General features: G+C 54.9%; 23 protein-coding genes. 13 read left to right on the forward strand and 10 right to left on the reverse strand.

Annotated elements, in window-relative coordinates; genetic code table 11:
* Positions 1-140 precede the first annotated feature (140 nt).
* Complete coding sequence (hemN, locus tag MRBBS_RS15065; RefSeq protein WP_413540188.1) at positions 141-1,523, reverse strand: oxygen-independent coproporphyrinogen III oxidase; 1,383 nt, start codon at positions 1,521-1,523, stop codon at positions 141-143.
* Positions 1,524-1,758: 235 nt separating this feature from the next.
* Here hemN and MRBBS_RS15070 point away from each other — a divergent pair, with 235 nt between their 5' ends.
* The 8 genes from MRBBS_RS15070 to MRBBS_RS15105 all read left to right on the forward strand — a co-directional run bounded on the left by MRBBS_RS15070 (position 1,759) and on the right by MRBBS_RS15105 (position 9,365).
* Positions 1,759-3,291 carry a cryptochrome/photolyase family protein gene (locus tag MRBBS_RS15070; protein ID WP_014872427.1) on the forward strand — a complete coding sequence of 511 codons (1,533 nt, stop codon included), beginning with the start codon at positions 1,759-1,761 and terminating at the stop codon, positions 3,289-3,291.
* Between the two features lie 39 nt (positions 3,292-3,330).
* On the forward strand, positions 3,331-3,795 hold the full coding sequence (locus tag MRBBS_RS15075; protein ID WP_014872428.1) for a Cd(II)/Pb(II)-responsive transcriptional regulator: 465 nt from the start codon (positions 3,331-3,333) through the stop codon (positions 3,793-3,795).
* Between the two features lie 117 nt (positions 3,796-3,912).
* Complete coding sequence (locus tag MRBBS_RS15080; RefSeq protein ID WP_014872429.1) at positions 3,913-4,560, forward strand: cation diffusion facilitator family transporter; 648 nt, start codon at positions 3,913-3,915, stop codon at positions 4,558-4,560.
* Between the two features lie 159 nt (positions 4,561-4,719).
* A complete protein-coding gene (locus MRBBS_RS15085; protein WP_014872430.1) occupies positions 4,720-5,169 on the forward strand; it encodes a c-type cytochrome in 450 nt (149 codons plus the stop codon).
* A gap of 9 nt (positions 5,170-5,178) precedes the next feature.
* Positions 5,179-6,594, forward strand: coding sequence for a cbb3-type cytochrome c oxidase subunit I (locus tag MRBBS_RS15090; protein WP_014872431.1), 1,416 nt, complete (start codon positions 5,179-5,181; stop codon positions 6,592-6,594).
* A gap of 109 nt (positions 6,595-6,703) precedes the next feature.
* A complete protein-coding gene (locus MRBBS_RS15095) occupies positions 6,704-8,527 on the forward strand; it encodes a nitric oxide reductase activation protein NorD (protein ID WP_014872432.1) in 1,824 nt (607 codons plus the stop codon).
* Between the two features lies 1 nt (position 8,528).
* Positions 8,529-9,113, forward strand: coding sequence for a cytochrome c oxidase subunit 3 (locus MRBBS_RS15100; RefSeq protein WP_014872433.1), 585 nt, complete (start codon positions 8,529-8,531; stop codon positions 9,111-9,113).
* A gap of 12 nt (positions 9,114-9,125) precedes the next feature.
* Positions 9,126-9,365: a cytochrome C oxidase subunit IV family protein gene (locus tag MRBBS_RS15105; protein ID WP_014872434.1), complete on the forward strand. Its 240-nt coding sequence runs from the start codon at positions 9,126-9,128 to the stop codon at positions 9,363-9,365.
* A 68-nt stretch (positions 9,366-9,433) separates the two neighbouring features.
* Here the strand turns inward: MRBBS_RS15105 and MRBBS_RS15110 are convergent, their stop codons facing one another.
* Positions 9,434-9,808, reverse strand: a complete 375-nt coding sequence (locus MRBBS_RS15110) for a hypothetical protein (protein ID WP_014872435.1) — start codon at positions 9,806-9,808, stop codon at positions 9,434-9,436.
* Positions 9,774-10,562: a CbbQ/NirQ/NorQ/GpvN family protein gene (locus MRBBS_RS15115; protein WP_014872436.1), complete on the reverse strand. Its 789-nt coding sequence runs from the start codon at positions 10,560-10,562 to the stop codon at positions 9,774-9,776. The genes MRBBS_RS15110 and MRBBS_RS15115 overlap by 35 nt, the downstream gene beginning before the upstream one ends.
* 206 nt (positions 10,563-10,768) lie before the next feature.
* Here MRBBS_RS15115 and MRBBS_RS15120 point away from each other — a divergent pair, with 206 nt between their 5' ends.
* Both MRBBS_RS15120 and MRBBS_RS15125 read left to right on the forward strand, forming a co-directional pair.
* On the forward strand, positions 10,769-11,623 hold the full coding sequence (locus MRBBS_RS15120; protein ID WP_014872437.1) for a cytochrome c oxidase assembly protein: 855 nt from the start codon (positions 10,769-10,771) through the stop codon (positions 11,621-11,623).
* A gap of 15 nt (positions 11,624-11,638) precedes the next feature.
* Complete coding sequence (locus MRBBS_RS15125) at positions 11,639-12,256, forward strand: SCO family protein (protein WP_014872438.1); 618 nt, start codon at positions 11,639-11,641, stop codon at positions 12,254-12,256.
* Positions 12,257-12,289: 33 nt separating this feature from the next.
* Here the strand turns inward: MRBBS_RS15125 and MRBBS_RS15130 are convergent, their stop codons facing one another.
* From MRBBS_RS15130 to MRBBS_RS15140, 3 genes are all read right to left on the reverse strand, one after another.
* Complete coding sequence (locus MRBBS_RS15130) at positions 12,290-12,778, reverse strand: universal stress protein (protein ID WP_014872439.1); 489 nt, start codon at positions 12,776-12,778, stop codon at positions 12,290-12,292.
* Positions 12,768-14,369, reverse strand: a complete 1,602-nt coding sequence (locus MRBBS_RS15135) for a BCCT family transporter (protein ID WP_014872440.1) — start codon at positions 14,367-14,369, stop codon at positions 12,768-12,770. The genes MRBBS_RS15130 and MRBBS_RS15135 overlap by 11 nt, the downstream gene beginning before the upstream one ends.
* A 138-nt stretch (positions 14,370-14,507) precedes the next feature.
* A complete protein-coding gene (locus MRBBS_RS15140; protein ID WP_014872441.1) occupies positions 14,508-15,425 on the reverse strand; it encodes an AEC family transporter in 918 nt (305 codons plus the stop codon).
* A gap of 228 nt (positions 15,426-15,653) precedes the next feature.
* Between MRBBS_RS15140 and MRBBS_RS15145 the strand changes: the two genes are divergently transcribed.
* Positions 15,654-16,367, forward strand: a complete 714-nt coding sequence (locus MRBBS_RS15145) for a Crp/Fnr family transcriptional regulator (protein ID WP_014872442.1) — start codon at positions 15,654-15,656, stop codon at positions 16,365-16,367.
* A 19-nt stretch (positions 16,368-16,386) separates the two neighbouring features.
* Here MRBBS_RS15145 and MRBBS_RS15150 read toward each other — a convergent pair whose 3' ends face one another.
* On the reverse strand, positions 16,387-17,349 hold the full coding sequence (locus MRBBS_RS15150; protein WP_014872443.1) for a 2-hydroxyacid dehydrogenase: 963 nt from the start codon (positions 17,347-17,349) through the stop codon (positions 16,387-16,389).
* Between the two features lie 166 nt (positions 17,350-17,515).
* Between MRBBS_RS15150 and MRBBS_RS15155 the strand changes: the two genes are divergently transcribed.
* Positions 17,516-18,670, forward strand: coding sequence for an NnrS family protein (locus MRBBS_RS15155; protein WP_014872444.1), 1,155 nt, complete (start codon positions 17,516-17,518; stop codon positions 18,668-18,670).
* 229 nt (positions 18,671-18,899) lie between these two features.
* Complete coding sequence (locus MRBBS_RS15160; RefSeq protein WP_014872445.1) at positions 18,900-20,492, forward strand: antiporter; 1,593 nt, start codon at positions 18,900-18,902, stop codon at positions 20,490-20,492.
* Positions 20,493-20,649: 157 nt separating this feature from the next.
* Here the strand turns inward: MRBBS_RS15160 and MRBBS_RS15165 are convergent, their stop codons facing one another.
* From MRBBS_RS15165 to MRBBS_RS15175, 3 genes are all read right to left on the reverse strand, one after another.
* Positions 20,650-21,630 carry an NAD(P)H-dependent flavin oxidoreductase gene (locus tag MRBBS_RS15165; protein WP_014872446.1) on the reverse strand — a complete coding sequence of 327 codons (981 nt, stop codon included), beginning with the start codon at positions 21,628-21,630 and terminating at the stop codon, positions 20,650-20,652.
* Between the two features lie 132 nt (positions 21,631-21,762).
* Positions 21,763-23,565, reverse strand: a complete 1,803-nt coding sequence (locus MRBBS_RS15170) for an acyl-CoA dehydrogenase (protein WP_014872447.1) — start codon at positions 23,563-23,565, stop codon at positions 21,763-21,765.
* Positions 23,566-23,625: 60 nt separating this feature from the next.
* Positions 23,626-24,810, reverse strand: coding sequence for an acetyl-CoA C-acyltransferase (locus tag MRBBS_RS15175; RefSeq protein WP_014872448.1), 1,185 nt, complete (start codon positions 24,808-24,810; stop codon positions 23,626-23,628).
* Positions 24,811-24,824: the final 14 nt, after the last annotated feature.

Genomic DNA, 24,824 nt, shown 5'->3' on the forward strand with positions numbered 1-24,824 from the left:
GCAGTGCATTGACCTTCATCAGGGGTTCAGCCAATACTTCTAAATAGATACTCTGCATACTATTATGAAACTAGAGTGTTCCAGAAAGCTTTAACAGGAATCAGAACGGGCCTACCAGAGCAGCGTTGCCCTAATAGACATCAGATAATTCGCGAAAACCGCTGAGTAGCGCCTTCTTTCCGATAGACATCAAAAATCTGGCAAATAGCACGAATCAGCAGCCTTCCAGCGGGCTGCACCTGCAGCACGCGGCCGTTATCTGCAATCAACTGGTCTGCCATCATCGGCTTCAGGCGTGACAGTTCATCGGCAAAATACTGGTCAAAATCTTCGTTCCATTCGGCCGTAAATTGCTGACGGTCCAGACGGAACTGGCAAATCAGCTGGCCAATTACCCAACGCCGCAGGCGATCATCACGGGTCAGGTTCACGCCTTTTGTGATCGCCAGTTGTCCTGAATCTATCGCAGCCTCCCAGGATGGCAGGTCGTGGTTGTTCTGGAAGTATGCGTCATCGGTCTGGCCAATGGCCGACACCCCCAGCGACACCAGATCGCAATCCGAGTGGGTGGTGTAACCCTGGAAGTTGCGATGCAGGCGACCCGCCCGCTGGGCCACCGCCAGGCTGTCATCCGGTTTGGCAAAGTGGTCCATACCGATGTATTCGTAACCGGCATCCAGCAATCGATTAATGGTGTTATGCAAAATGGTCAGCTTTTGCTGCGGCGAGGGCATGGTATCGCCTTTAAGCCGTGTTTGCGGATAGAAACGCTCTGGCAAATGGGCGTAACTGAACACCGACAGCCGATCTGGTGACATGTCGATGACTTCTTCCAATGTTTCAGCAAAGCTGTCCGGGGTCTGGTACGGCAGGCCGTAAATTAGATCCAGATTAATGGAACCGAAGCCCAAACGGCGTGCTTCATTCAGCACGCCGCGGGTCATTTCTTTGGATTGCACCCGGTTGACCGCTTTTTGAACCTGAGGATTCACATCCTGCACGCCCAGGCTGATGCGGTTAAAGCCCAGCTCCCACAGGGTAGACAATGTGTCTTGATCTACTTCACGCGGGTCGATTTCAATGCTGTAGTCTTGACTGCCATCGGTCTGCAGATTGAACAGTTCGCCGTAGCCGTGCATCAATTCACGCATGACATCGCGGGGCAAAAACGTTGGCGTTCCGCCGCCCAGGTGCAATTGCTTCACCGGCCGGTCAGCACCGAATAATTCAGCTTGCATGGCCGCTTCTTTCAGCAGGCGCTGCACATAAGGCTGAGCATTATTACGTTTTTTGGTGATTACTTTGTTACACGCGCAGTAGTAGCACAGGTGCGCGCAAAACGGGATGTGGGTGTACAGCGACAGCGGTCGGCCGATGGCTTTGCTGCGTGCAGCCGCCTGTACCATATCGCCAATCGGATACGTCTGATTGAATTCCACCGCCGTAGGATATGAGGTATAGCGCGGGCCGCTCAGATCGTAGCGGCGAATCAGCGCATCGTCCCAGTTAAACTCGGGCAGAATAATAGTATCAGAAGACTGAACTGCGATTTTGGAAGCCATAAATAGAAACTCTGGGCGCCTTGAATATGAAGCAGGCTGTAAACTGGCATCGTAACCGTGTTTCAGCACCGCCATCTTGATTCGAATCATCTGTGAACACGGCGACAGCATATCAAGTCAGAAATGACACAGATGTTGCGCTTGTTGAGTATGTTGCCTACCTCTTTTGGAACACACACTGTCTGGATAAAGCACTATGGCTAATCTGATTTTGATTCTCGCCGACCAGCTAACACAAAGCCTGAGCGCTCTGGAAGGCGCCGATCGCGATACCGACCGCATCGTTATGGCGGAAGTTCACAGCGAAGCCAGCTACACCAATCACCACAAGAAAAAACTGATACTGCTGTACAGCGCCATGCGTCATTTTGCCAGTCAGTTGAAAGCCGACGGCTACAGCGTGCATTACCAGCGTTATCATCCCGACAACGCTGCGCAAAGCCTGGAACAGGTGATGGCCGAGCAAATAGCTGCCCACCAACCCGAGCGCATTATTACCACCGAGTGCGGCGAATGGCGCCTGCACAACATTATCAGCCAGTGGCAGAAAGCCCTGGGGGTGACCACAGAAATTCGCGTGGACACCCGTTTTATTGCCACTAAACAAGAATTTGCCGACTGGGCCGAAGGCCGTAAACAGCTGCGCATGGAGTATTTCTACCGGGAAATGCGGCGTAAAACGGGGCTACTGATGACCCCAGAGCAAAAGCCCGAAGGTGGCGAGTGGAACTACGACGCTGAAAACCGCCGCAAATGGACGGGCAAACCGCCGGCGCCCGCGCCGTTTCGGATCGAGCCGGATGCCGTCACCCAAGACGTCATCAACATGGTTGAAGAACACTTCAGCGACCATTTTGGCGCCAGCGAAGACTTCCATTTTGCGGTAACGGCCGCCGATGCCGAGCGCGCTCTGGAACACTTCATAGACTACGCCTTGCCGTGCTTTGGTGACTACCAGGACGCGATATCTGACCACGAAGACTGGCTGTTTCACTCGATTCTGTCGCCTTACATAAACTGCGGTTTGCTGGACCCCCTTGCCGTGTGCGAACGCGCCGCGCAAGCCTGGTACGCCGGGCGGGCGCCCATCAACGCGGTGGAAGGGTTTATTCGTCAAATCGTCGGCTGGCGCGAATTTGTGCGCGGTATTTACTGGCTGCACATGCCCGAGTACGCCCGCAACAACCAGCTTGGCAATGACCGCGCCCTGCCCGGGTTCTACTGGAGCGGCGACACCCGCATGCGCTGTATGCACAAAGCCATTGATGCCACTCGCCGTAATGGCTACGCCCACCATATTCAGCGCTTAATGGTGACCGGCAACTTCGCCTTGCTGGCCGGCATTACGCCGGATGAAATTTGCGACTGGTATCTGGCGGTGTATGTCGATGCCTACGATTGGGTGGAACTGCCCAACGTGCTGGGCATGGTGATGCACGCCGACGGCGGTTATTTAGGATCAAAACCCTACGCCGCCAGCGGCAAATACATTCAGCGCCAGTCTGACCATTGCAGCAACTGCCACTACAAAGTGGCCAAAGCCACCGAAGACGACGCCTGCCCCTTCAACTCGCTGTATTGGCACTTTATCGACCGCCACCGCGACCAGTTCGCTAAAAATCCGCGCATGACGATGATGTATCGCAACTGGGAAAAACAAAAACCGGAGCGCCGCGAAGCTCTGCTGAAACGCGCCAATTATTTGCTGGACAACCTGGACAGCCTGTAAAATTCCCGGGCAAAGCCAACCATCAGGAAACCCGATGCGATGAAAATTGGTGAGGTATCCGGGCACGCATCCGTTCCCGTCGAAACGATTCGCTACTATGAAAAAATCGGTTTACTACTCAAACCAGATCGGGACGCCAGCGATTACCGTGTTTATGGCAATGCACACTTGAACCGTCTTTTGTTCATCAAGCGCTGCCGTAACCTTGATATGACCCAGGACGAAATCCGCGAGTTGATTCGGCTGTCCGAAAACCCCGAAGCAGACTGCCATGAAGTGGATGCACTTCTGGCCCGTCACCTGATCCACGTGCGCGACCGGTTGAGTGAACTCGCAAATCTTGAAACGGCCCTGCAGCAATTGCAACAGGCCTGTTCAAAGACAGGCACCGTTGAGCAGTGCGGCATCATGGGGGGCCTGAGTTCAGAGCTGGGCGGCCTGTCCGACAAAGACACAGACCAGCGCAATCACGTGCCCGGAACTCATAAACCAGGTAGCCACTAAACCATGTGACTACTAAACCGAGTAACCACTAAAAATTTTCCCAAACAGCTTGCCGGATATTGACCCTGTAGTAACTACAGGGTTTTTAATACACCTACCAAATAAAAGGAGGTGTTTATGGCGTGCGGTTGCTCTGGTCCAGCACTAAAGTCCCCGGCTCCGGGTTTTCGCCGCGCACTTTGGATCGCCCTTTGGGTTAATCTGGCCATGTTTTTCGTGGAAGGTGCTGCCAGTTTGCAATCTGGTTCGGTTTCCCTGATGGCAGACGCCATCGACTTCTTTGGCGATAGCGCCAACTACATTCTGTCACTTTCCGTTCTGTCTCTCGGCATGCTCTGGCGCGGGCGCGCGGCCATGGTTAAAGGCATTACCATGACGCTGTTCGGCATTGTGGTTTGGGCCCGTGCGCTTTGGGTGATAGAACAGGGCGTTACTCCCGAACCCTTTACCATGGGCACGATTGGTCTGCTGGCTCTGATTGCCAACGTGAGTGTTGCCTTTGTGCTATTTCGTTTTCGGGATGGCGACTCTGATATGCGCTCGGTCTGGCTGTGCACCCGGAATGACGCCATCGGCAACCTGGCCGTGATGGCAGCCGCTCTGGGCGTGTTCGGAACGGGAAGCGCCTGGCCGGACCTAAGCGTTGCCGCCATTATGGGCACCCTCGCAATATCGGCCGGCATCAGCGTTGTGCGCCATGCTCGAATGGATATTTCTGAAGCCAAAAGCCTGATTAGCAACGAAGTAAAGACGGTGTTCCGCTAACCGAAAAACCCGCCAATCCTGCCGCATACCTCTTTAGAGGTAACCCCCTTGCCTTCTGGCATGTACTGCCCCAGCGGCCGATAATATTCATTACTGATACATCTTTTGGGCTCGATCGCGGGTTCGTCAGGTATTACACATCAACCAAGGGGCAGTCTAATGGCCGAACGCTTTACCAAAAGCATGGCCAGAAACATCTATCTGGGAGGAAGCACGTTCTTCATCCTGCTGTTTCTGGCTCTAACTTTTGACACTCAATCGCGGGCGATGCCCGAGCGGGATAACCGGGACCAGCTCACCGAGCAGGTTGTCAATGGCAAACACCTCTGGGAAAACAACAATTGTATTGGCTGTCATTCGCTTATGGGTGAAGGCGCCTACTTTGCGCCGGAGCTGGGCAACGTATTCGACCGCCGCGGCGCCGGCAACAGCGACGTGTTCAAGGCGTACATGAATGCCTGGATGAACGCCATGCCGACCAAAGCACCCGGCCGCCGGCAAATGCCGCAATTCAACTTGACAGACCAGGAAATCGAAGATCTGGCATCGTTCCTCGAGTGGACGTCCAAGATTGACGATAACGGCTGGCCACCCAACATCGAAGGCTAAGGAAAAAATATGAAATACGAGTCTCAACGGGTCGCCATGCCCTACTTCATCTTTGCCTTGATTCTGTTTGCCGGCCAAATCCTGTTTGGTCTGATTTTAGGCCTGCAGTACGTGGTGGGTGATTTTCTGTTCCCGGAAATACCCTTCAACGTTGCCCGGATGGTTCATACCAATCTGCTGATCGTTTGGCTGTTGTTCGGCTTTATGGGTGCAACCTACTACCTGGTTCCGGAAGAAGCGCAAACCGAGCTTTACAGCCCGTTGCTTGCGTGGATCCTGTTCTGGGTGTTTGCCGTTGCCGGCACGCTGACCATTCTGGGTTACCTTTTTGTGGATTACGCCACTCTGGCGGACGTCACCATGAACAAACTGTTGCCCACCATGGGCCGGGAGTTTCTGGAACAACCTACTATTACCAAAATAGGCTTGGCCCTGGTGTTCGTCGGGTTTCTGTTCAACATCTTGATGACCGCCCTCAAAGGCCGAAAAACCGTGGTCAATATTATATTGATCACCGGCCTGATTGGCCTGACCGTGCTCTGGATGTTCTCCTTTTACAACCCCGAAAACCTAACCACAGACAAGTACTATTGGTGGTTCGTAATACACATGTGGGTTGAAGGTGTATGGGAACTGATCATGGGCGCCATCTTGGCCTTCGTGCTGATCAAAATTACTGGCGTAGATCGGGAAGTCATCGAGAAGTGGCTGTACATCATCATTGCCATGGCGCTGATTACCGGCATCATCGGCACCGGTCACCACTTCTTCTGGATCGGGCCATCCGAGTACTGGCTGTGGCTGGGCTCTGTGTTCGGGGCACTGGAACCCCTGCCATTTTTCATGATGGTGTTATTTGCCTTCACTATGATCAACCGGCGCAAGCGCAACCACCCCAATAAGGCCGCGACTCTGTGGGCTATGGGCACCGCTGTGATGGCGTTTCTGGGCGCAGGCGTGTGGGGCTTTCTGCATACGCTGGCACCGGTAAACTACTACACCCACGGCAGTCAGATTACTGCGGCCCATGCCCATATGGCGTTTTACGGCGCCTATGTGATGATCGTGCTCACCATCATTTCCTACGCCATGCCGATCATGCGTGGCCGGCCTTACGGCAACAGCAACAAGGCCCAAGTGGTTGAAATGTGGGGATTCTGGTTGATGACCATCTCCATGGTGTTTATCACCCTGTTCCTGACGGGTGCAGGCATCCTGCAAATCTGGCTGCAACGTATGCCAGAAAGCGGAGAAGCACTGTCGTTTATGGTCACCCAGGACAAGATTGCGATGTTTTACTGGGCGCGTCTGACCGCTGGCTGCTTCTTTTCAGTCGGGTTGGTGGTGTACCTCTGCAGCTTCTTCATTAAAGGACAAGCGTCCTTTGACGACGAAGTTCGTGGCCCGGCACTTCAGGACGCGTAAGCCCGCCACCCTCACAATCACAGGACCGGAATCTGCTTCTGGCCCTGTGATTCGCATTCACCAGCTTGCCGGAAAACCCGACAAACAACGGGCGTAACAGGAGTTCAAGATGGAAGAGTGGGTCGGCTACAAGTGGCACGAATACATTACTCGCCAGGCTCTGGGGGAATTCCCCGAGCACGCCGTTTATCTAAAAGACGAAGCCCGCAGCCTCGGCATTGTGTTTCGCGCCTTCGGGGGTGATCCGGCACTCAGCCTGGTGACGGCAGAACCCAGGCACTTTCGACTGCGCCGACGGTTTTTGCACAAAATCGCGGGAACACACCGCAAGTTTGAGTTGGCCTGGCGGGATGAACAAAATCTGCGCCTGCCAGAAAAAGTGGCTAAATTCCCGTCCAAACGCCTGAACCGGGAACTCTATATATGGCTTGCCGCACTCGCGGCTAACCCGGCTCCGGCTGATAGTGACTGGTTTACTGGCAATCAGGCGCTGGTTCAGGATGTGATCGCCCGTTGGCCGGGGCTGGAGCGTGTTTACCAGCGCCTGGTGAAACAGGTTCTGCGCAGGCGTCCCGACCCAGAGGGCCTATCGGCCGAGGAAGCCATCCGTGAGCAGGCGATCCGCCAGGCGCTTATCCATCCGGGCAGTGTTGCTGCCCTGCCCGCGGCTGGAACCGATCCCTGGCCGGTCATTCTTTGGTTGTACCCGGCTCTGGAACAAGGAAAAGCTAACGGACCAGTAACCGGCGATGAGGACACTCAATCCAGCCCCGGGGGACTGACCAAGAAAAACAAGCGCCGCCAGGCAGAGCGCGTAGAGGCCTTCGACCGCGATCAGGGGCTGATGATCTTTCGCCTGGAAAGTCTGTTTTCCTGGACCGAATTCATTCCGGTTGACCGTGCAGGCGACGACACCAAAGAAGAAGATGCCGAGGCGGTTGCGGACGATATGGACATGATCTCTGTTTCCAATGACCGCAAGGAGACGTCGTCGTCGATCAAGTTTGACCTGGATCTGCCCTCGGAAGAACACGACGACCTGCGCCTTGGCCCGGGTATTCATTTGCCGGAGTGGGACTGGCGCAGCCAGAGCTACCGGGAAGCCTTCTGCTGCGTGCAACCTATGCTGGCAAAAAACGCTGAGCCTGCGGAGCTTCCGGAAGCACTGCGCCGACCCGCCAAACGTCTGCAGCGCCAATTCAGCGCGCTCAAGCCCCTCAAACAGTGGCACAAACGACAGCTGGACGGCGGCGAGCTGGACCTGGACGCCTGCCTGGAAAGGGAAGTTCAGAACCGGCGCGGTCAGGGCGCGATTGATCAGAAGCTGTTTCGCCGCTGCCAGCAGAGCCAGCGCGACCTCGCCTGTCTGGTGCTGGCGGATGTGTCGCTCTCAACCGAGACCTATATAAACAACCAGCAGCGAGTCATCGACATTGCCCGAGACGGCCTGCAACTGCTCAGCGAAGCCTTACAGGCCAGCCGCGACCCCTTCGCCCTTTTTGCGTTTTCATCACGACGGCGTGACCACGTGCGATTCCATCATCTAAAGGGTTTTGATGAAACTTATACCAGCACCATTCGGGGCCGAATTCAGGCGCTGGAACCGGGCTTCTATACCCGCATGGGCGCCGCGATCCGTCAGGCTACCAAGCTTTTAGGGGCGCGCCACGAACAACAGAAGGTCCTGTTGCTGCTGACCGATGGCAAGCCCAACGACTTGGATCTCTATGAAGGCCGCTACGGTATAGAAGACACACGCATGGCGGTGCAGGAAGCCATCAAAGCTGGCCTGACCCCGTTTTGTGTCACCATTGATGACGAGGCTAGCGAGTACCTGCCCTATGTCTTCGGCAGTCATAATTATGTGGTGATTCGCGACCCGGCGCAGCTGCCGTTGCAGCTCCCCAAACTCTACCTGAACCTGACTCAGTGATATGACAGGTCTGATTCTTGAGCCGGAGTTAGACCGCCATCAGCTTCCCGGAGACGTCGCCGTGTGGATGTTCATTTTCGCCGAGCTGGCGGTATTCGGAATCATGCTCATCGGTTTTGCCGTGGCCCGCAGCCTCGACCCAGCCACCTTCCACGCCGGCCGTGATCTTCTGCACACCTGGATAGGGCTGCTGAACACCGCTGCGCTAATCACCTCCAGCTATCTGGTCGCGACTGCTGTCCACCAGTTCCGTGACAAGCTCTCCGGCGCGCAGTGGCGCCTTTGGCTTGCGGTTGCGGTCTCCTGCATTTACACCGTTGGCAAACTTTATGAATACGTGAATCTGTACAGCCAGGGCTATAACCTCGGCACAGATACTTTCTTCATGTTCTATTTCTTCCTGACCTTCTTCCACCTTATGCACGTGACACTGGGGCAGATTGTTTTAATGGTGCTTGCCGTAAGAATAGGCAACAGAGACTGCGATGGCTCCGACATGAACGGCATGGAATCTGGTGCCCCCTATTGGCACATGGTGGATCTGGTATGGCTGGCACTGTTTCCGGTGCTCTACGTATTCGCTTAGAAAGGGCTGACAATGTTGACTGTTTATTTTGCCCTGATGATTTGCACGGCTTTACCGGTCATTGCGCTTAAGGCCGGTATAAACCCTGATTTTCTGGCCTGGCTGGTTTTCGGAATGGTGATCGTGAAATCCTTGCTGCTGGTGGATCACTTCATGGAGATGAAGAATGCACCCCGTGGGTGGCGGTTAGCGGCCCAACTATGGGCGCCGGTAGTGATTGTTGCGGTTGCGGGGTTTCATGCAATTACGTGAAGGTATCGTTTTCTGGTCACACTAAAATTCTGCGCTTGGAGTCAGGGAAGGTGTCTTCAACTCCTGATTTAGAGCCACTTCGCGGGAAATAAAGGCCTCTTATCAGACATGGCTTGCGCCAAAGAAACCATTCCCCAAAGCACAAAGCCCGTGTGCAACGCGATGGCCCACACCAAGGCAAAAGTTCCGAAATGCCTTACATCGGCGAAGAACATCCAGCTGATGGCAACGCCCGAACTGATCAAAGTGAAGCCGATGAGCGACATATAAAGGGCAGCTCGCGTGTGGGCACGGCGTAGTTCGTTGACCCCGGAACTTCCGACATACATCCAGAGCAAAATCACAAAGCCGATAACCGGCATTGCCAATAGATTCAGCAGGTACCAGATAACCGGTAAAACCGCTCCGCTAACGGGTTTCGTCTGGGCGCCCGAATACTGCATATGCCACCTCCATCAATGAACTAACGGTCGCTTCGTCGTCTGACAGCGGCTCGATCATACCCGCGCGGCAAGCGACCGCTGCGGGCAAACCTGCGCGTATCAGCAGAGCTGTGTGAATCAGCAACCGCGTGGATGCGGCTTCTTCCAGATCGTGATCTTTCAGGTTGCGCAGCGCTGTCGCCAGGCTAACCAGTTGCTTTGCAAGGTCACGGTCGCAACCAGATTCTTCCATCACGATGGTTTGCTCTATTTCCTCCGAGGGGTAATCAAACCGCAGCGATACAAATCTTTGGCGGGTGCTTGGCTTCATGCCTTTCAACAGACTCTGATAACCCGGGTTGTAGGAAACCACCAGCATAAAACCGGGTGCTGCCGTCAGCAGCTCACCGGTGCGCTCAATCGGCAGTTCGCGGCGATCGTCCGCCAGCGGATGCAGGACAACCGTGGTGTCTTTGCGCGCTTCTACCACTTCATCCAGGTAACAAATGCCGCCTTCACGAACCGCGCGGGTCAAGGGCCCATCTTGCCAGTAGGTGCCTTGCGGGCCGATCAGGTGCCGCCCTACCAGGTCTGCTGCCGTCAGGTCGTCGTGGCAGGCGACGGTATAAACCGGCCGGTTCAGTTGTTCGGCCATGTAACGAACAAAGCGGGTTTTGCCGCAGCCTGTCGGGCCTTTGATCAGAACCGGCAGGCCGTTGTTCGCGGCGGCATGGAAGAGTTCAATTTCATTACCTACAGGCTGGTAAAACGTCATCTGCAGAAATCCTTTGCGACTAGCGCAATCTATAAAATTCATATTGGATATTGGTTTAAAAACCCGTTCTTCACAACTTTTTTTGGTAATACCTCAGGTTAGGTAGGCCCTGTACTTGAAATAAAGGCAACGGCGGTCAACACTCTACGAAAGAAAACAACTAATCTGCGCCAGCGCTTGCAACAGAGCAATTTCGAGTAGCAACTATGAACGGCGTCAATGCCCTGCTGCCCTACGATTTTTCACCTTGGACCATCACCAGCTATATGCTGGTCATGGTGTTTTATGGCGTGGCGCTTCTACGCATGCCCGCTAGCGAGCGCCCCGGCCCCGGGCGCATTGTCACCTTCGTGGTGGGCGTGGTGATGTGTTACGCAGTGATGCAAACCGCCTTCGATTACTATTCCCAATACATGTTTTTTGTTCACCGAGGCCAGCACCTGGTCCTGCATCACGTGGGCCCGGTTTTGATCGCGTTGTCCAACCCTTTACCGATAATGCGTTTCTGGGGCCGTAAAATTCCCCAGGGTGCACGACCCTGGCTAGCGCCCGTGCAGCTGAGTTACCGCGTTTTGCAAAATCCGGTAGTAGCGCCGGTGCTGTTCGTGGGCCTGGTTTATTTCTGGCTGTCGCCCGGCATCCACTTCGACGCCATGCTCAGCCGCCAGCTTTACTGGATAATGAACTGGAGCATGCTGTTAGACGGTCTGCTGTTCTGGTGGCTGATATTCGATCCCCGTTCCCCTTATATAACCAACGCTCTGGGCTACGGCAAACGGATGCTGCTGCTGGCGTTGGTGGCGGTTCCGCAAATGCTGCTAGGCGCCTGGATCGTGTTTTCACGGGGCATGGTGTACGACGTTTACGAGGTGTGCGGCCGCGCCTGGCCGCTGGCGCCAGAGACTGATCAGTTGCTTGGCGGCTTGCTGACCTGGATTCCGCCGGCGATGATGAGCGTGCTGGGTATTCTGATTATTTTGCGCCGGGCCATGCACGAAGATGGCCGTTATCCAAAACAGCCCGCAGCGCTGATCAAATCATCTGGACACATGAACACCTGAGAGGAGTACACCGTTATGCCGACTTTCGTTTCAGGCAAAAGAATCGCCGGTCTAATGGCGCTATTGCTGGCTGCCTTTGCGCTGGTGGGCTGTGATCAGAGCAACCGTGAATGGCACGGCAAAGACATCAGCGGGCTGATGCCGCCTTTGGAATTCGAACTTATAGACACCCAAGGCGAGGCGGTAAACGCCAGCGACTCTGAGGGCCAGGTGCGATTGGTATTTTTTGGTTTCACCCACTGCCCGGACATTTGCCCCACCACGCTGGCACGGCTATCCCAAGCCGTAGGTAAACTACCCGACAACGAGCGTGAACGGGTGACCATTATGTTTGTCAGCGTGGACCCGAACCGGGACACACCTGAACAGATTGCTGCCTACACCCGTTTTTACGGTGACCGGATTGCCGGCGTGACCGGCAGCGAGCCCCAGCTACGACAGCTGGCAAAGCGCTACCGCACCACCTTCGGTTACGACCAGCCGGATGAGAACAACAACTATAATGTGTCTCACAGCGCCGGTGTGTATGTGTTTGATACTCTAGGCAAAGCGCGGCTGTTGCTAAGGCCCGACCTGACCGTGGCGCAAATTCGTGACGACATCAGCGCACTGGCACAGGAGCGCCGGTCCTGAAGCGGCTTTTAACACCGGCCCTGAAACAGATGCTCAGCGATTTTCTTCAGCCTCTTCATTGCCAGACGGGGCAATGGCCCCTGCGCTTTCCGCCACAGCAACAACCGGCATAACCAGCACAGCGCAGGGCGCATTCACGGTAACGTACTCTACCGTCGCCCGACGCAACGGCCAGAGCCCCCCCGGACCGCGAGACACCAGTAGCAACAAATCGACCTCAGCCTGTGCCGCCAGAGCCACCAGCTTTTCCGAGGGTGTACCGCACATTACGTGTAAATGCGCGGCCTGGTTCATCGGCAGGTATTTGCGCGCCAGCAGGTTCAGTTTGTACCGCACCACCTTCTCGCGGTCTTGCGGAGTATCGTCACTCACGTGAGGAAAAAATCCTGCCCCGCCCGGGCTGAACACGCTCGCCAGGTGCAGCTCGCCGCCCTCAGCCAGTAAGCGAACGCCTTCGGCCAGGGTGTGTTTGGCTTCGTCGTCGTCTTCGGTGTCAATCGCCAACAGTATTTTATGAAACATCGTGATGCTCCTGTTTAACGTCTTTGGTAAATGACACTGTGTCATAGGCACGGCCTTGAACTAATTCATCAACCGAATAACCTCGGCTGTCTGCGCGCAACGCCCTGAACAGCGACACCGCCATAAAAATCAGCAAAATACAGAACGGCAACCCCAGCGCCGTAATCACATTCTGCAACGCATCTAACCCGCCTGCCAGCAGTAGGCTTGCCGCCACCACGCCTTGGGCTGCAGCCCAGAATATGCGCTGGCGCACCAGCGATGGCTGATCGTCACGGCGGGTCAGCATGTCAATCACCAGCGACGCGGAATCTGACGAGGTGGTGAAAAAGATCACGATAATGATGAGGCTCAGCGATGATGAAAACTGCGCAAAGGGCAAGGCCTGCAAAAAAGCAAAAATGGCGACGGCAGGGTTTTGCTCAACCTGCGCGGCCAGCGCGACCTGACCGTTCATCTCTACGTGTATGGCCGACAGACCAAACACTCCAAACCACACCAGAGTGAACACCGTGGGCGCAAACAGCACACCCGCGATAAATTCGCGGATGGTACGACCGCGGGAAATACGCGCAATAAAGATGCCCACATAGGGCGCCCAAGAAATGGTCCAGGCCCAGTAAAACAAAGTCCACTTGCGTTGCCAGTCGGTTTCGCTGAAGGTTTGGGTCCAGAACGCCAACCATGGCAAAGCGTCTAAATAGTCGCCTATGCCTTGTACCATACCTTCGGCGATAAACACCGTTGGGCCGACTAACGCTACAAACGCTACCAGAATACCCGCCAATATGATGTTCAGCTGGGACAGGCGACGAACGCCCTTATCCAGCCCTAAAGCCACCGACACCGCGGCAATACTGGCAATCACCGCAATCAACATCACCTGCACAGAACCGGATACCGGCACACCCAGCAAATAATTCAAACCGCTATTGAGCTGCAGCGTGCCCAAGCCTAACGACGTCGCCACCCCAAACAAAGTGCCCAGCACCGCAATCACGTCCACCGCCCAGCCCAAAGGCCCGTTTATTCGATCACCTAAGACCGGATAGAACAGACTGCTGATGCGCATGGGTAAATGATGGCGGTAAGAAAAATAGGCGATGGCAAGGCCGGGCATGGCGAAAATTGTCCAGGTGTGAAGCCCGAAATGGTACAAAGATATGGTCATCGCATCACGGGCGGCACGGGCACTGCCCGGGAGTACGTCCGAAAATGGCGGGTTGGCAAAATGCGACACCGGCTCGGCCACGCCCCAGAACATTAAAATGGTGCCAATGCCGGCGGCAAACAACATGGTGAACCAGGTGAGGTTGGAGTAATCTGGCCGCGAATCGTCTGCACCCAGGCGAATCGAGCCGAAGCGGCTAAACGCCAAACCCAGCAGAAACACCAGCAAAAAACTGACGGTGACGATGTAAAACCAACCAAGATTGCGCGCAACCCAGGCCGTCAAGCCGCCAAAGAAACCGGCCACCGCCTCATCAAAGGGAATAGCCAAAGCCACAAACAACACGGCAATACCTGCCGAGGTAAAGAACACCCCCGGAATGGTCTGCAATCCCAGCAGGCGCTGCAGCCGGTTTAACACGACATTTCTCCTTATGGCATGTGCGACGCTTTGATAGCTACCTTACCATAGGCTTGTCGATGAAAAACTCAGGCGCTGTCCCAACGGGATTGACGTAACGGGTGGCGGCGTCAGTAGCGTAAACGTTGACGCCAGCGCCTAAAACGCCAGCGCCACCATTAAGGGAATGGTCACCAGCGCTAGTACCGTAGATAACAACACTGTGCCAGCGGCCTGTTTTACCGATGTGTCCAGCATGGTGGCAATCACCACCGTATTGGCCGCAATCGGGGTAATGGAAATCAGGAAAATAGCCTTGTGCACGGCGTCTGAATAGACCCCCATATAGGTCGCATCCAGCCACCAGAATGCACTGGCCAGCAACGGCCAAGATACAAACTTGCCGAAAAAGGCCAAGGCCGTAAAACGCAGATTGCCCGCCAGCCCGCGAAAGCTGGATATGCTCATGCCAATAATCATCATGCCCAAAATACTGTAGGTGCCGCGTAAATTATCAAACAGCGGTTCGAACACCTGCGGGATGCCAACGTCCGACAGGTTCAGCGTTACTGCCAGCGCAAAAGCATACATAGACGGCAACCGCGCCACCCGTTTGAGCGCGTCGGGCACACTGTAATTGCCGCGGGCCGCCAGATAAAAGCCAACTGAGCTTTCGTACAGCGATGTACCCAGCATGCACACAATATAGATTGCCAGCCCTTCTTCGCCAAATAACAGCAGCGCTACCGGCACGCCAAAATAGCCGGCGTTAGGGCTGCCCACACACAACGGTATAAGCGCGGCGCTGCTATCGCCAATCCAGCGCCGGGCCAATGCCTGGTGGGTAATGCCCAGAAAACTGCAAAAACCGAACACCAGAAACGGCAACAAAATGATTTCAGTGGTCAAGGGTGCCGCCATCACGCCGGAAAACACGATAGATGGCGTTACGATATACAACATGATGCCGGCAATGTGACGGCCACTGGCTTGTAAATAGCGCCCAGCCAGCCAGCCCAGCACCACTGTGACGTAGAGCGGTGTCAATTTGAAGAAAAGCGCCAACGCCGCTGCCATGGAAGTTCTATCCCGATTCGTAAAGCGCGCAAGTCTAGCACCGCTAGCACCCCAACACAGCTCGGAAAAGCAATGCATAGCTGAACTATTAGCGGATTTTTACGTATTTAAGACATCGACATTATTAGCAGAAGGAGACCACGGAACGTTAATGATCAGAGTCATTTTGAGTACTCGTTATCTGTTAAACTGGGTTACTAATGTTATCAATGAGGAGTAGGCAACGCCATGAACAGTATTTTTCGGCCTGATCTGTCCTCATCGTCTCTTCTGTTGTCGGAGCAACATCCGGATATGGTTAAGTTGCCGCACGCACCCCCTGAAACGCTTTTGCTTAACAGCTTGAGCCGAGTTTTTGGTATACGTCTGAGTGACGACAAGACGGCGCCAGAAAACCTGCTTCTGAGTGATTTGGCCCAATTATTCAGCGTGCGAAAAATAGACGCTGAAACGGTTATGGAAAAACACGACCGCCCCTGGGCCAATGTGTACCTGATTCAGCATGGCGTGATGCGTATGTTCCGTGAAACCGCGAGCGGTAAGGTAGCCATCCATCACTTTTTTTCGGAAGGCGATATTATTTGGCCGGTGTTCGGTCGCAGCCGTACCGTGCGGAATACTTTATGCCTGAACAGCAGTATGCCAGTCACCGCGTGGGTGGCAGATTTCACTGCATTTCGCTCGGAAGTGCAAAGCCACGGTGAGGGCCAGTGGCCCAAATTTGCGCTGGCACTGACAGAGGAACTGGCCGAATTAGCAAGTATGCGCGAGTTTCGAAAACACACCATGCCCGCAATTGAGCGCTATGCGCTGATGCAGGAAGAGTACCCAGAGCTCACAAAACGGGTGCCAGACAATCAGTTGGCTGCCTGGCTCGGGGTTGTACCCGCTACCTTCTCACGCCTGAAAAGTGCGGCATCAGGTCACTCTAGAAATAGCTAGAGTCGGCGCCAGCGAACCCTTAAACCACCTGCCGCACAGGCTTCCCGGAACGAAACGCTGCCGCATTTTCTGCCACCTGACCCACGATTCGCTGCCGCGCCTCCTGGCTACCCCAGGCGGTGTGTGGTGTCACAATCAGCCGTGGAATATCCTGCGCCAGTAACACGTTGCCATCCACCGGAGGCTCTTGGATCAGCACATCCGTTGCCGCTCCACCCAAGTGGCCCCGGCGCAGCGCGGCAGCCAAGGCCTGCTCGTCAATCAAACCGCCGCGAGCGGTGTTCACAATGAATGCGCGGGGCTTCATCCTCGCCAATTCTGCCTCGCCGATCAGGTGCCGGGTATTTTCATTCAACGGGCAATGCAGCGTAATGGCGTCGGCCTGCTGCAGTACCTCGTCCAAGCTTAGCCGTCCTGCTTTTGGCAAACGGCCCGGTAGATTGGCGGCAATCACCCGCATACCCAAAGCTTCGCCCAGGCGCGCTACCGCGCTGCCAATCTCACCATTGCCGAGAACACCCAAGGTTTTTCCATCCAGCTCCACAATCGGAAAGTCCAAAAAGCAGAAGTGGGTAGACGCTTCCCAACGCCCCTCTCGAACCGCACTTTGATAGTCCGGCAGGCGTGTCGCCATCGCCAGTAGCAACATCAGGGTGTGCTGAGCAACAGTGGCGGTGCCATAACCCTGGCAATTACACACCGAAACGCCGGCTTCTTCTGCGGCTTGCAAGTCCACATTATTCAAACCCGTAGCCGACACCAGAATCAACTTCAAATCCGGGCAAGCCTTTAGCACATCGGCACTGAGCATCACTTTATTCACAATCGCTACTTGCGCGCCTTGCAGACGCGGAACAATCTCGGCGGAAGATGTGTGCTCGTAACAGTCTAGTTTTGAGAACACATTGCGCAACGGTTCCAAGTCAAGATCGTTCTGGTTCAAAGATGTGACATCCAGAAAAACAGCGTTAAATGCAGACATAGTTGAACACCTGAAAAGTTAGAGCGTGAATTATCGGCCGCGGAGCTTGGGGCTGCAACATTGCGCCTATCCTACTCACTGGTAGCAACCTGGCGGATATGTCGACTACAACGGCTCAATTTTAGTAACCTTAGCACTTGCGACCAAACACTTTGTGGATGTTCTAATGCCGACCTTTCGCCCCCAGGCTTTCTGGCTGTTTTTCCCCGCCGCAGCACTTCTGGCGGCCGCCGCGGTGCCGCTGTCGGTATGGGCGGTGCTAGGCGGCGGTGGCTGGCCTTCAGGGCTTCTGAATACCGGTCATGGCCACGAAATGATTTTCGGCTTTGCCCTGGCATTGATTGCCGGCTATACCCTGGGACGGCAATCGCCAGAGCGCCTGTACCTGTTATTTGCTTTGTGGCTGGCGGCAAGAATCAGCTGGTGGTTTATGCCCGACACGCTGTTGGCCAATACACTCAGCCCGGCGTTTGCCCTGGCTTTGGCAGCAGTGGTGTTGCCGCGATTTCATGCCGCCAAAAAATGGCGCAACAAAATGGTAGGGCCACTTATCGGCACGTTGGCAATCATGGCGGTTGCATTCGGCCTGAGCCGCACCGCTATTTGGCAAAGTGACCTCGCGGAGGTAAGCCCATTCCGCATCATGCACGCCGCGATTATTGGCCTGTTGTTGCTGATGACGTTTATGGGCGGGCGCATATTGGCGCCTTCGGTGGCCAACACGCTGGATAAAAAGGGCGTTGCCCTGAATGCTCGCCTGCAACCTCGGATGGAGGGTACGCTGATTATTCTGTTGGCCGCAGCCTTGCCTTTTTCCCTGATACCTCCGCTGCGACACGCGTCCGGCGCCTTATTGGTTGCAGCGGCCCTGGTCACCGCCGTCAGGCTTGCACGCTGGAAGCTCTGGCGCTGCCTGGAACGGCCCGATCTGATGGTGTTCGCAGTCGGTTACAGCTGGCTGGTGGTCGGCGGCCTGCTCTCCGGTATTGCACTATTGAGCGGGCGTTCGATGAGTGCCAGCCTGCACATGATTACCATTGGCGCACTGGGTACACTGGCCGGCAGCGTAATGCTGAAGCTGGCCTGGCAGCGTGCCTGCCGCCAAAGGCCGCCAGCGAAACGCACAGTGCCATTGGCTATTGCCATCGGCGCAGCCACCTTACTTCGTTTTGTGGCGGGTACCGAACCCTTCAGTCATCCACAGATACTGTGGTGTTCGGCTGCGTTGTGGGCCGGAGCGTGGCTACTGATGGCATTAGAGCTGCTGCGACTGAGCAAAATGGCCCGGCAACGAGTGGCTACCTCTACTGCGTCAGCCTGACCCAGAAACTACCTAACGCTAGGTATTACTTTTTTAAGACTATGATTTATATGTATAAAAATTCCATCTTACAAGCTGGAACTGTCTTTTCAAAACACTCTTCAGAATACCGCTCCTCGTCCTTGATTTTGCTCAAATCTGATTGCCCACCGCTCTCTGCACAATGATGCCAAGTAGCCTGCTAGCGCTTTCGTGCGCCGTCAGGTCGGGTATCATAAGGAGCACAATTATGGGCAAACTCAACGGCGACATTGAACACTGGGATGTCGAAAACGAAACCTTCTGGGAACAGACTGGCAAGAGCGTTGCTTCGCGCAACCTGTGGATCTCTATCCCCAGCTTGATAATGGGTTTTGCGGTATGGCTGATGTGGGGCATGATCACCACCCAGATGAAAAATCTGGGTTTCCCCTTTACCATCGACCAGCTCTTTACCCTGTCGGCCATTGCTGGCCTGGCCGGCGCGACGCTGCGCATTCCCGCCTCGTTCATGATCAAGATTGCCGGTGGCCGAAACACAGTGTTTCTGACCACCGCGCTGCTGATGATTCCGGCGGCCGGCACCGGGCTTGCACTGATGAACCCGGACACGCCGTTCATTGTGTTTCAGGCATTGGCGCTGCTATCCGGTATTGGCGGCGGTAACTTCGCCTGCTCGATGAGCAACATCAGTACCTTCTACCCCAAAAGCAAGCAGGGCTTCGGCCTGGGCATGAACGCCGGGCTGGGTAACTTTGGTGTAACCACCATGCAGGTGGTGATTCCGCTGGTCATGACCGTGGGCATTTTTGGCGCCTTGGCCGGCGACCCTTTGGCGCTGCAGAACCCCAGCGGCACGCTGATTGGCCGCATTGAAGCCGGCACCGATACCTGGATTCAGAACGCCGGCTTTATCTGGCTGGTGTTTCTGGTTCCGCTGGCGTTTTTGGGCTGGTTCGGCATGAACAACCTGAAGGTGGTTACCCCAAACCCGGGCTCGCCACTGTCTGCCTTTGGCAAAATTCTGGGCCTTTATGGCGTAGGTTTGGCCACCTCCGTGGCGGGCGTATGGGCGTTGAGCGTAATGAATATGTGGCTGGCACTGCCGCTGACTATTGTGCTGACCGTTGCGCTGCTGCGCTTGATTCCAGGCGATATCAAACCCAACATCAAAAATCAGTTCGCGATTTTTAGTAACAAGCACACCTGGTCAATGACCGTTCTGTACATTCTGACTTTCGGCACTTTTATCGGCTTTTCCGCTGCGCTGCCGCTGTCTATCAGCGTGATATTCGGCAATATGATGGATGTGGCCGCAGACGGCACCATTACCCGTATTGTGAATCCTGATGCACCAAGTGCACTTACCTGGGCGTGGATTGGCCCACTGGTAGGCGCGTTAATTCGCCCACTGGGCGGCTGGATTTCCGATAAGGTTGGAGGTTCCATTGTTACCCAGGTCATCTCGGTGATTATGGTGATTGCATCCGTGGCCACCGGTTACGTGATGATGCTGGCCTACAACTCCACCGATCCCAACAGCCTGTTCGCAATTTTTATGATTCTGTTTGTGGTGATATTCGCCTCCAGCGGCATCGGCAACGGCTCTACCTTCCGCAGCATCGGCTACATTTTCGACCAGCAGCAGAAGGGCCCGGTACTGGGTTGGACCAGCGCGATCGCCGCCTACGGTGCCTTCATTGCGCCTAAACTATTGGGTCAGCAGATTCAGGCTGGCACCCCAGAGTACGCCATGTACGGCTTCGCGGTGTTCTATACCCTTTGCCTGGTGGTGAACTGGTGGTTCTACTTGCGCAAGGGTGCTTATATCAAGAACCCTTAAATGTGATTTTTAGCGAAGACGGATGCTGCCCCCACGGGTCGAAGCGCTTGTTTAACAATAAGGCGAACTTCCTGGACTGGGGGCAAACCTCTTTACTCTTCAGAGTTAAAACTCCGTCTTCGGGGGTATCAGGCCGTTTTCACCAAGTCACTCACATTCAATTGTCCAGGAACCGGGCTAGCCGCTGACGCACGATCGACTCTGTTTCTGCCATGATGCGTTGAATCAGCTCATCACAGCTCGGAACATCGTGAATAAGCCCCGCAACCATACCGCAGCTCCATGCCGCCTCATCCATCTTGCCCTCCTGAAGAACCAAGCGACCTTTAACTCCGGTCACCAAATGACGGATATCATCAATGGTTTCAGACTCGCCCTTTTCTTTTTCAATCCGCTCAATTTCCTGCACAGCGGCATTGTTCATGACCCTTTCCGTATTGCGCAGATTACGCATAATCAGGCGGGTTTGAAGCTCATCAGCTTCAACAATCGCTCGCTTGACGTTATCGTGGATTGGGGCTTCTTTGGTCGCCAAAAAGCGAGTACCCATATTCATGCCTTCCGCCCCCAAAGCCATCGCAGCTACCAGGCTGCGCCCGTCGGCCATGCCGCCCGAAGCGACAAACGGAATGGTCAGTTCGTCGGCTGCCCGGGGTAACAGGATAAAGTTCGGTATATCGTCCTCTCCAGGATGACCGCCGCATTCAAAACCATCGACACTGACAGCATCACAGCCTATTTTTTCTGCTTTCAGTGAATGCCGCACAGAGGTACATTTGTGAATAACCTTAATCCCGGCAGCCTTTAGCTGAGGCATATACTGTTCTGGGCTACGCCCCGCTGTTTCAACGGCTGTTACACCACCTTGAATAATAGCGTCGATATACTCCAGATAAGGAGGAGCGTTAAATGAGGGTAGAAAAGTCAGGTTTACGCCAAAAGGCATATCCGTCATCTGATGGCAGCGCGCAATCTCCCGCGCTAAATCTTCCGGCGTAGGCTGCGTCAATCCGGTAATGATACCCAGGCCACCAGCATTCGAGACAGCCGAGGCCAGCTCGGCATAGCCTACATGGTGCATACCACCCTGGATGATGGGGTAGCGAATACCAAACAATTCAGTGATTCGGGTCTTCATAGCGAGTTTCCTCTTTTGTCGTTAGAGTGGATGTAAACTCCGGCCCGATGCTCTCTCTAGCGGCCATTTTTTCGACCTATCTCGACCGGCAGACCACAGTTTCTGCTTTTTCCCATTATCCCGTTCAGGTGTCTAGAACTGATCTTCAAGAATCTCCAGCGCAGTGGTATCAACAGCTTTCAGCAGTTCTGCGGTGCTCAGTACACCGGATAGTTCGTAGCGGGCGAAGTACTCGCAGGTTTTGATTTTACCTTCATAAAACGCAGCGGTTTGCTCACCTTGGCCAGCCAACCCGGCAATGGCTGAGAGCCCTTGTCGAAGCCAGAGCCAGCCAACCACAACTTGGCCAAAGGCATCGAGATACAGCGTGGCATTCGCCAGAGCCTTCTCTTTGTCACCCTTGATTTTCTCGCCGTTAATCGCCTCTGTAGCGTCCGTTATTGCCTTCATCGCCTGTTCAAGACGATCAGCAGATTCTGCAAGCCGTGATTCCTGGCGGGCTGCCGCAATGGTTGCGTCGAGGCGCAGCATCAGTTCCTTATAAAACCGGCCGCCAGCCATGGAAACCTTTCTGCCCAACAGATCAATACCCTGAATACCGTGAGTCCCTTCGTGGATTTGGTTCAGGCGGTTATCCCGGTAAAATTGTTCCACAGGGTATTCCCGGGTGTAGCCATAACCACCGTGTACCTGAATCGCCAGGCTGTTGGCCTCCAGGCAATAGCGCGAAGGCCAGGACTTGATCACCGGAGTCAGTAAGTCGAGCAGGCCTGCAGCCAAGTTACGCTGATCATCAGTGGCGGCTAATTTTTTCTCATCCACCAGCATCGCACCCTGCAGGCATAAGGCCAACCCGCCTTCCACGTAAGCTTTCTGGGCCAGCAGCATGCGGCGAATATCCGGGTGACGAATCAATGGCACCTGCTGTGCGCTCGGGTCTTTTTCGCCAAGGGGCCTGCCCTGACGACGCTCCCGAGCATATTCCAACGCGTGCAGATAACCGGTGTAGCCGAGCATAACAGAGCCTAAGCCAACACCAATGCGGGCCTCATTCATCATATGGAACATAGCCGCCAGGCCGTTGTTGGCCTCACCCACCAGGTAGCCGACTGCACCGTCCTTTTCACCAAAGTTGAGCATGGTGGAGGTGGTGCCCCGGTACCCCATCTTGTGAATCAGACCAGCCAGCGCAACATCATTCCGCTCACCGAGGCTGCCGTTTTCATTAACCAGAATCTTCGGCACCAAAAACAGGGAAATGCCCTTAACACCCAAGGGCGCGCCCGGCAAACGAGCGAGCACCATGTGAATGATGTTCTCGCTTAATTCGTGGTCACCACCGGAGATGTAGATCTTGTTGCCGAACAGGCGATAGGTTCCGTCCGGCTGAGGCTCCGCGCGGGTGCACAGGTCTCCGAGAGAAGAGCCCGCTTGAGGTTCTGTCAGGCACATAGTGCCAAAGAACCGACCGGCCATCATCGGCTCAGCGAAACGGGCCTGCTGTTCCGGCGAGCCTTGCACCATAATCAGATTAGCCGCAGCAATTGTCAGGCCGGCATAGCCTTGAGTACCAACGTTAGCGCCTTTCAGCATACCCACACACATCTGAGCCACGGCCGCCGGCAGCTGCATGCCACCACGGTGATAATCCTGGCCAGCCGCCATCAACCCGGTGTCTTTTAACACGCCCAACGCTTTTTTCACTTCCGGGCGCATCTTCACCCGGCCGTTTTCAAAGCGCGGTTCTTCCTCGTCAACCAGCCGCGCATGGGGAGCAAACTCCTCTGCGGCAACCTTTAATGCCAGCTCAAGCGCGGCCTGAAGGGTTTCACGGCTGTGATCAGAATAGCGAGTAAAGACGAGAAACTGCTCTACGTTATGAAGCTCATAGAGCTGGAACGCCAAGTCCTGTGGGTTGATGATCTTTTGCTGCACGTTTTGACACCCTCGTAATGCTTATTGTTTTGACGGTTGGCTAACGGGCGCTGTTTGCCGTCAAACCACTTCAAACAAACCTGCAGCACCCTGGCCACCACCAATGCACATGGTCACCACAACGTATTTGGCGCCGCGACGTTTGCCTTCAATCAAGGCGTGACCGGCAAGGCGAGAACCAGTGACACCGTAAGGGTGACCGATAGAAATAGAGCCACCGTTAACATTCAGTTTTTCCATCGGAATACCTAAACGATCACGGCAGTACACCACCTGAGACGCGAATGCTTCGTTCAGCTCCCAAAGGTCGATGTCATCCATGGTCAGGCCGTTACGCTCCAACAGACGCGGAATGGCAAACACCGGGCCAATACCCATCTCGTCCGGCTCACACCCTGCGACTGCAAAACCACGGAAAATCCCCATAGGCTCGATATTGTTTTTCTCGGCATAGGTGCTGTTCATCACCGTGCACACAGACGCACCGTCAGACAACTGGCTGGCATTACCTGCCGTGATAAAATTGCCCTCACCACGCACCGCCTTCAAGCCCTGCAGCGCGTCAAGCGTCGTACTCGGGCGGTTGCACTCGTCGCGAGTGAGAGTGACGTCTTTTTTACTCACTTCGCCAGTTTCCTTATCTTTCACCAGCATCGTGGCGTCAAACGGCACAATCTCATCGTCAAACCTGCCGGCTTCCTGCGCCGCAGCCGTACGCTGCTGGGAGATCAGGGCGTATTCGTCCTGAGATTCACGACTGACGTTATAGCGCTGAGCAACAATGTCCGCTGTTTCAATCATCGCCATGTACAGCTCGGGCTTATGCTTCATCAGCCATTCGTTGGTCGCATGAAAGCTGTTGAACTTGTCGTTCTGAACCAAAGAAATAGACTCCACACCACCAGCCACCATTGCCGGCACCTTCTCCGAAACCACACGTTGCGCCGCAATAGCAATAGCCTGAAGGCCAGAGCTGCAGAAACGGTTGATCGACAACCCTGCAGTTGTCACCGGTAAGCCACCACGAATAGCCGCCAGGCGAGCCATATTTCTGCCCTGTGCGCCTTCTTGAAAACTTGCGCCGAGAATCACATCTTCAACGATAGCGGGGTCAATACCTGCACGCGCAACGGCGTGTTTGATCACATGCCCGGCAAGATCCACACTGTGGGTGTTGTTCAAAGCGCCCCGATAAGACTTCCCAAGACCGGTCCGTGCGGTAGATACAATAACGGCGTCTGACATAAAAATTGCCTCGA

This window comes from Marinobacter sp. BSs20148, assembly GCF_000283275.1.
GTDB classification, from domain to species: Bacteria; Pseudomonadota; Gammaproteobacteria; order Pseudomonadales; family Oleiphilaceae; genus Marinobacter; species Marinobacter psychrophilus.